The following is a 7,444-nucleotide window of genomic DNA, read 5'->3' on the forward strand; positions in this document are numbered from 1 at the left end:
TCAGCGATTGGCCCTGTGTTCGATCAGTTGATCCACCACCGACGGATCCGCCAGCGTGGAGGTGTCGCCGAGGTTGTCCAGCTCATTGCCGGCAATCTTGCGCAGGATGCGGCGCATGATTTTGCCGGAACGGGTCTTCGGCAGACCCGGCGCCCACTGGATGACATCGGGTTTGGCAATGGGGCCGATTTCCTTGACGCAGAGGTCGATCAGTTCCCGCCGCAGTTCTTCCGAGGGTTCGTGGCCCGCCTTCAGGGTGACGTAGCAGTAGATGCCCTGCCCTTTGATATCGTGGGGATAGCCCACCACCGCGGCCTCGGCGGTGTCGTCGTGCAGGACTATCGCGCTCTCGATCTCTGCGGTGCCCAGACGGTGGCCGGAGACATTGAGCACGTCGTCGATGCGGCCGGTGATCCAGTAGTAGCCGTCGGCATCGCGGCGGGCCCCGTCGCCGGTGAAGTAGTAGCCGGGGAAACTGGAGAAGTAGGTGTCCACCATGCGCTGGTGGTCTCCGTAGACACTGCGAATCATGCTGGGCCAGCTGGATTTCATCACCAGCGCGCCCTCGCCTTCACCCTCGATCTCTTTGCCCTTTTCATCCAGCAGTGCCGGCTGCACGCCGAAGAAGGGAACTGCGGCGGAGCCGGGCTTGAGCTCGGTGGCGCCGGGCAGTGGGGTGATCAGGTGGGCTCCGGTCTCGGTCTGCCACCAGGTGTCGACGATGGGGCAGCGCTCATCGCCGACCACCTTGTAGTACCACTCCCAGGCCTCCGGATTGATCGGCTCGCCCACGGTGCCGAGCAGTTTCAGCGAGCTGCGGTCGGTCCTGGTGACGAATTCGTCGCCGGCTCCCATTAAAGCGCGGATGGCGGTGGGGGCGGTGTAGAAGATATTGACCTTGTGCTTGTCCACCACCTGCCAACAGCGGGAGGCGTCCGGGTAGGTGGGCACGCCCTCGAACATCAGGCTGATAGCCCCCGCGCATAACGGCCCGTAGACGATATAGCTGTGACCGGTGACCCAGCCCACGTCGGCGGTGCACCAGAAGATATCGCCCTCCTTGTAGTCGAAGACGTACTTGAAGGTCATGGCGGTCATCAGCAGATAGCCGGCGGTGGTGTGCAACACCCCTTTGGGTTTGCCGGTGGAGCCGGAGGTGTAGAGGATAAACAGCGGGTCTTCCGCATTCATCGACTCCGGTGCGCAGTCGGCTTCCATCTCCGCAACGGATTCGGCATACCAGATATCGCGTTTGCTGTTCCAATCGATATTGGCGCCGGTGCGCTTGACCACGATGGCGGTGTGTACCTCGGGGCAGTGGGCGAGGGCCTTGTCCACATTCGCCTTGAGCGGAACTTTTTTGCCACCGCGCACGCCCTCGTCGGCGGTGATCACCAGGCGGCAGTCGGAGTCCAGGATGCGGTCTTTCAGCGAGTCGGGAGAGAAGCCGCCGAACACTACGGAATGCACCGCGCCGATGCGCGCACAGGCGAGCATGGCATAGGCGGCCTCGGGGATCATCGGCATATAGATGCACACGCGATCGCCCTTTTTCACCCCGCGGGATTTGAGCAGATTGGCAAGGCGGCAGACGTTTTCATGCAACTGGCGATAGGTGACGGTCTGGCTGTCGGCGGGATCGTCGCCCTCCCAGATAATCGCGGTTTGCTCCGCGCGATTGGGCAGGTGGCGGTCGATGCAGTTGACGGTGACGTTGAGCTGGCCATCGGCGAACCAGGCGGCGTGGCCCTTATTGAGATCTTCCTCGACCACCCTGGTGAACGGCTTCTCCCACTGCAGGAAATCCTTGGCCTGTTGAGACCAGAAAACCTCCGGATTTTCGACCGACTCGCGATACATTTTCTCGTAGTCTTCGGCGCTGATATGCGCTCTATCGGCGAATTCTGCGGGTACGGGGCGGGTATGCACTTCGGACATCATTTTCTCCCTTATTATTCAGATATCTTTCCATAATAGCCCGATGGCAATGGGCTTTCACACTAGGCGAGACCAATTGGCAGCTATCTGCCGATCAGGCCCTGAAGATGGGCGACGACGCTGCGGCCGAGCGCGCTCAATGCATAGCCACCTTCCAGCGCGGATACGATACGCCCGCCCGCATGGCGATCGGCGACCTTTTTGATCGTTTCCGTAACCCAGCGGTAATCATCTTCAACGAAGCGCAACTGGGCCATGTCGTCTTCCCGGTGGCCGTCGAAGCCGGCCGACACGAACAGCATCTGCGGCCGGAAATTCTCCAGGGCCGGCAGCCAGGTATCCTCGACGGCGCGGCGCAGCCCGGCCCCGCCGGCGCCGGCCTCCAGCGGTGTATTGATCACATTGTCCGGCAGCTCGCCGGTGCCGGAAAACGGATAGTAGGGGTGCTGGAAGCTGGAACAAAGCAGGTAGCCCTCCCGCCCTTTCACGAAATCCTCGGTGCCGTTGCCGTGATGCACGTCGAAATCGACGATGGCGACGCGCTCCAGGCCGTATTGCTCGCGTGCCCAGGCCGCACCGATAGCAATATTGTTGAAAAGGCAGAAGCCCATGGCCCTGTCCCGCTCGGCATGGTGGCCCGGCGGGCGCACGGCACAGAAGGCGGAGGGTATCTCCCCGGCCATCACCCGGTCTACCGCCGACACCACCGCGCCGGCGGCGTGTAGCGCGGCGTCCAGCGAAGCCGGATTCATGCAGGTGTCCGGGTCCAGCTGTTCGATGCCCTCCGTGGGCGCGCGCACAAAGATGGATTCGACATAATCCGGATCGTGTACCAGCTCCAGCTGCGCGCGGCTGGCCGCCGCCGCATCGAAGTGACGCAAGGCTACATCGATACCACTGGAGAGCAGTTGATCGCGAATCGCATCGAGGCGCGCCGGACGCTCCGGGTGCTCTGCACCCATATCGTGACCGGCGCAGGCGGGGCTGGAAATAAAACCGACGGGCATGGCGGCAAGCCTCCTACGAGGAGAATCAGGCTTCGGCCAACTGCACGGGGATGGTATTGGTACTGCGTTCCACCCGATTGCTTTCGTCCAGGTAAACCAGTTTCGGTTTGAAGCTGTCGGCCTCCTGCTCGCTCATCTGCGCGTAGGACGCGATGATGATGCGGTCGCCCACCTGCACCCTGCGCGCCGCGGCGCCGTTCATAGAGATGGTACCGGAGCCGCGCTCGGCGAGGATCACATAGGTGTGGAAGCGCTCGCCATTGCTCACGTTATAGATATCGATCTTCTCGAATTCGCGCAGGCCGGCCAGCTCCACCAGATCCTGATCGATGGCGCAGGAACCGTCATACCAGAGCTCCGCCTGGGTGACGGCGGCCATATGCAGTTTGCACTTCAACAGCTCAATTTGCATTTTCACCCCCATTAAAGTTGCAGGGATACGTTGTCGATCAACCGCGCGGCGCTGGTGTAGATGGCGCCGAGCACGGTGATCTCCCCGTCGTCGTCCGCGGCGGGCTCCAGGGTCCGGCTGTTGCAGATGGAAAAATAGTCCACGCGGAAACCCGCCTGTTCGATACGCTTCTTCGCCTCTGCCTCCAGGTCGGAGAAGTCGCGGCAGCCGCTCTCTATTTGCTCCCTGGCCCAGTTCAGCGACTGGTTGAGCACCGCCACCCGCGGGCGCTCCTGCGGGGTTATATAGCCGTTGCGCGAACTCATGGCCAGGCCGTCCGCCTCCCGGTGTACCAGCGCGGCGACGATCTCCACCGGAATGCACAGGTCCTCCACCATCCGCCGGATCACCGCCAGTTGTTGGAAATCCTTGATACCGAATATCGCCTTGTGAGGTTGCACGATATTGAACAGTTTGGCCACCACCGTGGTCACCCCCTCGAAGTGGCCGGGGCGGCTGGCACCGCAGAGTACGTCGGTCATCGCCGGGCAGATCACCCGGGTCTGCTGGTCCATCCCGTTCGGGTAGATCTCGCTCTCCTCCGGGTGGAACAGGAAGTCGCAATCCGCGTCGCGCAGACGCGCGGTATCCTGTTCCAGGGTGCGCGGGTACTTGTCCCAATCCTCGTTCAGGCCGAATTGCAGCCGGTTTACAAAGATAGATACGACTACCTGGTCACAATGCTGCCGAGCGGTTTTGACCAGCTCGATATGGGCGTCGTGCAGGTTGCCCATGGTGGGCACGAAACCGATAGTCTTGCCGGCGGCGCGGGCATCCGCCAGCGCCCGGCGCAGGCTGGCCACATGATGAAACACTTGCATGCGATCTCTACCGCAGTGGGTGGATGAGCGCGGCATCATAGCAAAAAAAGATTTCGCCCGGTTCAGGAATGATTCAGTCCGCCGGGGACACACTGGCTACCAGTATTACGAGATGCCGTTCAACGGCACTGGAGAGAGCACCATGAAAAAGCCCCTGAACAAACTGACCACCATTGCCGCTATTGCCGGCCTGCTGTTGGCGGGACCGGCCTTGGCGGCGGACCGCGACGACCGCTTCGGTCACAAGGGCCCGGAACGCAAACTGTCCCACGCCGCCGGCCCAGCCTACCGCGAAGATCGCGGGCACGACCGAGGCCGGGGACATCACGACCGGGGCCGGGGACATCGAGACAAAGACCGGAGACACCACGACAAGGGCCGGAGACACCACGATAGAGACCGGAGGCACCACGATAGAGACCGGAGGCACCACAATAGAGACTGGGGCCACCGCGACAGAGACTGGGGACACCGCGACAGAAGGCATCACTACGGCGATCGCCATCACTACAAGCACGGCTACAGGCACCGCCACCACTGGCGCCCGCACCACTACGGCTACGGCTACCGCTGGAACCGCCTGCCGAGAAACTTTGTGCGCATCAGCTTCGGCGGACTGGGCTTCTATTACAGCGACGGCATCTTCTACCGTCCCCACGAGCACGGCTATATGGTCGCACAACCGCCGATCGGCGCGATAGTGTACAGCCTGCCCGCCTCCGCGGTGACCCTGGCGTTCGGCGGCCATAACTACTACGTGGCCTACGATACCTACTACCGCTGGGATGCTCGCCACCGGGGCTACCGGATAGTGACCAACCCAGGTTTCTACTGAGTTTTCAACCCCTGTTGCCGGCGGCCCTTGTGGCCGCCTTTTTTGTGGGAAACGGATTGTGGCGCCCCACCCCATCGCTTGCGCTGGCGAAGTTTACTCCTACACTTCATCTGCAGCTTCTTCCACCCGGCAAAAACTGAACAAAAATTTAATTTTACCCGCTAAAAAACAGCGTTTTTCTTATCTATAGTTATTGCTTTCCGCCCTTTCTGGGCCCAAGATTCGCGCCCCGAAACATTCCAACCAAACAGGCGCCATGAAACAGCGACAAGTACAGGACTGGACCTGCGAAGACTCCGCCGAACTCTACGGAATCCGCAACTGGGGCGCCGGCTATTTCGACCTGGACAAGAGCGGCGAAGTGACCGTGCAGGTAGAGACTTCAAACGGTGAAACCCGTGCCGTTTCCCTGGTGGACATTGCCCGCGGCGCCACCGAGCGCGGCCTGGGTATGCCCCTGCTGCTGCGCATCGAGAACCTGCTGGACGCACAGATCGCCCGCATCAACGAATCCTTCGCCCGCGCCATCGCCGACTGCGGCTACCGCAATGTGTTTCGCGGCGTCTTCCCGATCAAGGTGAACCAGCAGTGCCAGGTGATCGAGGAGATCGCCAGCGCCGGACGCCGCTTCGGCCACGGCCTGGAGGCGGGCAGCAAGGCGGAGCTGATCGCCGCGCTGTCGATCCTCGACAACACCGAATCGCTGATTATCTGCAACGGCTACAAGGACGAGGAATTCATCAACCTGGGCCTGCAGGCCCAGCGCCTGGGCGTGCAGATTTTCTTTGTGGTGGAAACCCCCTCGGAAGTGGAGACCATCATCCGCTGCGCGGAGCGGGAGCAGGTGCGCCCCAACATAGGGGCGCGCGTCAAGCTCGCCTCCAAGGTGGGCGGTTACTGGAACGCCACCAGCGGCGACCGCAGCATCTTCGGCCTGGGCAGCAACGACCTGATCGCCATGGTGGACCAGCTGCGCCGCCACGACATGCTCGACTGCCTCAAGCTGCTGCACTACCACCTGGGTTCCCAAGTGCCGAATATCCGCGATATCCGCACCGGGGTACTGGAGGCCTGCCGCTACTACGCCGACCTGGTGGAAGAGGGCGCGGCCATGGGTTACCTGGACCTGGGGGGCGGCCTGGCGGTGGACTACGACGGCTCCAAGACCAATTACACCCACTCCAAGAACTACTCCCTGAACGAGTACTGCGTGGACGTGGTGGAAGCCATCATGGGCACGCTGGACAGCGAGGGCGTCGCACACCCGGTGATTATCACCGAGTCCGGCCGCGCCACCGTGGCCTACTCGTCTGTGCTGCTGTTCGATATCCTCGACACCACCCGCTTCGAGCCGGTGGAGCTGGAACACACCAAAATCAACGAGGATGATCACCCGATGCTGCGCAACCTGCAGGATGCGGTCAGCAGTGTCAGCGCGAAAAACCTGCAGGAGAGCTACAACGACGCCCTCTATTATCGCGACGAGGTGCGCGCCCTCTACCTGCACGGCCAGGTCAGCCTGCGCGAACGTGCGAACGCAGAAAACCTGTTCCTGCAGGGCGCACAAAAAATCCGCGCGCTGCTCGACGAGGCGGAGGAAGTACCCGTGGATCTACAGGCGCTGCCGGAAGTGCTGTCGGACATCTACTACGCAAACGTCAGTGTCTTCCAATCACTGCCGGACATGTGGGCCATCGACCAGGTATTCCCGGTGCTGCCGATCCACCGCCACGGCGAAGCGCCCACCCGCTCGGCGATCATCGCCGACATCACCTGCGACTGCGACGGCAAGATAGACCGTTTTATCGGCCGCCAGGAGGAGCATCGGACCCTGCCGCTGCACCCGCTGAAAGACGACGAGGACTACATTCTCGGCGCCTTCCTGGTGGGCGCCTACCAGGAGACCCTGGGCGACCTGCACAACCTGTTCGGCGACACCAACGTGGTCAGCGTGCGCATCCACGACGACGGTACTTTCGACTACAGTCGGGAAATTCACGGCGACAGCATCGCCGACGTGCTTAGCTACGTGGAGTACCGGCCGCAGGACCTGTTCGAGCGCTTCCGCAAGCTCGCCGAGCGCGCGGTGAAGGACGGCAAGATCACCCCGCAACAGCGCAAGCAGATTTTGCACACTTATACCGCTAGTATGAGCGGCTATACCTATTTTGAAAAATAAGGCCCGGGACTCGGGACTCGGGACTCGGGACTCGGGACTCGGGAAAAGAATACGAAACGTAACTACTCACCCCGACAGTCCCCTCTCCCCCTTTGGGGGAGAGGGTTAGGGAGAGGGGGAGCCGGTCAGGGGGCCCCCCCCCCCCCCCCCCCCCCCCCCCCCCGGCGGGGGGGGGGGGGGGGGGGGGTGGACTGTGGGGGTGACGGGTGGCAT

Annotated in this window: 6 protein-coding genes; 2 read left to right on the forward strand and 4 right to left on the reverse strand. The window is 62.2% G+C overall.

The features are described 5' to 3' along the window. From acs to panC, 4 genes are all read right to left on the reverse strand, one after another. Complete coding sequence (gene acs / locus FHS09_RS17165; protein ID WP_183462155.1) at positions 1–1,938, reverse strand: acetate--CoA ligase; 1,938 nt, start codon at positions 1,936–1,938, stop codon at positions 1–3. 83 nt (positions 1,939–2,021) lie between these two features. Beyond that, positions 2,022–2,945, reverse strand: a complete 924-nt coding sequence (locus FHS09_RS17170) for a histone deacetylase family protein (protein WP_183462157.1) — start codon at positions 2,943–2,945, stop codon at positions 2,022–2,024. A 25-nt stretch (positions 2,946–2,970) separates the two neighbouring features. Next, entirely contained in the window at positions 2,971–3,357 is a 387-nt protein-coding gene (gene panD, locus FHS09_RS17175; protein WP_183462159.1) for an aspartate 1-decarboxylase, read from the reverse strand. 11 nt (positions 3,358–3,368) lie between these two features. Further along, a complete protein-coding gene (gene panC, locus FHS09_RS17180) occupies positions 3,369–4,217 on the reverse strand; it encodes a pantoate--beta-alanine ligase (RefSeq protein WP_183462161.1) in 849 nt (282 codons plus the stop codon). On the opposite strand from panC, the gene FHS09_RS17185 reads away from it, so the two are divergent. Then, the gene (locus FHS09_RS17185) at positions 4,216–5,052 is read left to right on the forward strand and encodes a DUF6515 family protein (RefSeq protein WP_183462163.1); all 837 of its coding nucleotides are present in this window, start codon (positions 4,216–4,218) and stop codon (positions 5,050–5,052) included. The genes panC and FHS09_RS17185 overlap by 2 nt on opposite strands. Before the next feature lie 256 nt (positions 5,053–5,308). After that, entirely contained in the window at positions 5,309–7,231 is a 1,923-nt protein-coding gene (gene speA, locus FHS09_RS17190; RefSeq protein WP_183462165.1) for a biosynthetic arginine decarboxylase, read from the forward strand. The last annotated feature ends 213 nt before the right edge of the window (positions 7,232–7,444 follow it).

Origin of the sequence: Microbulbifer rhizosphaerae, assembly GCF_014191725.1 — a bacterium.
Taxonomy (GTDB): domain Bacteria; phylum Pseudomonadota; class Gammaproteobacteria; order Pseudomonadales; family Cellvibrionaceae; genus Microbulbifer; species Microbulbifer rhizosphaerae.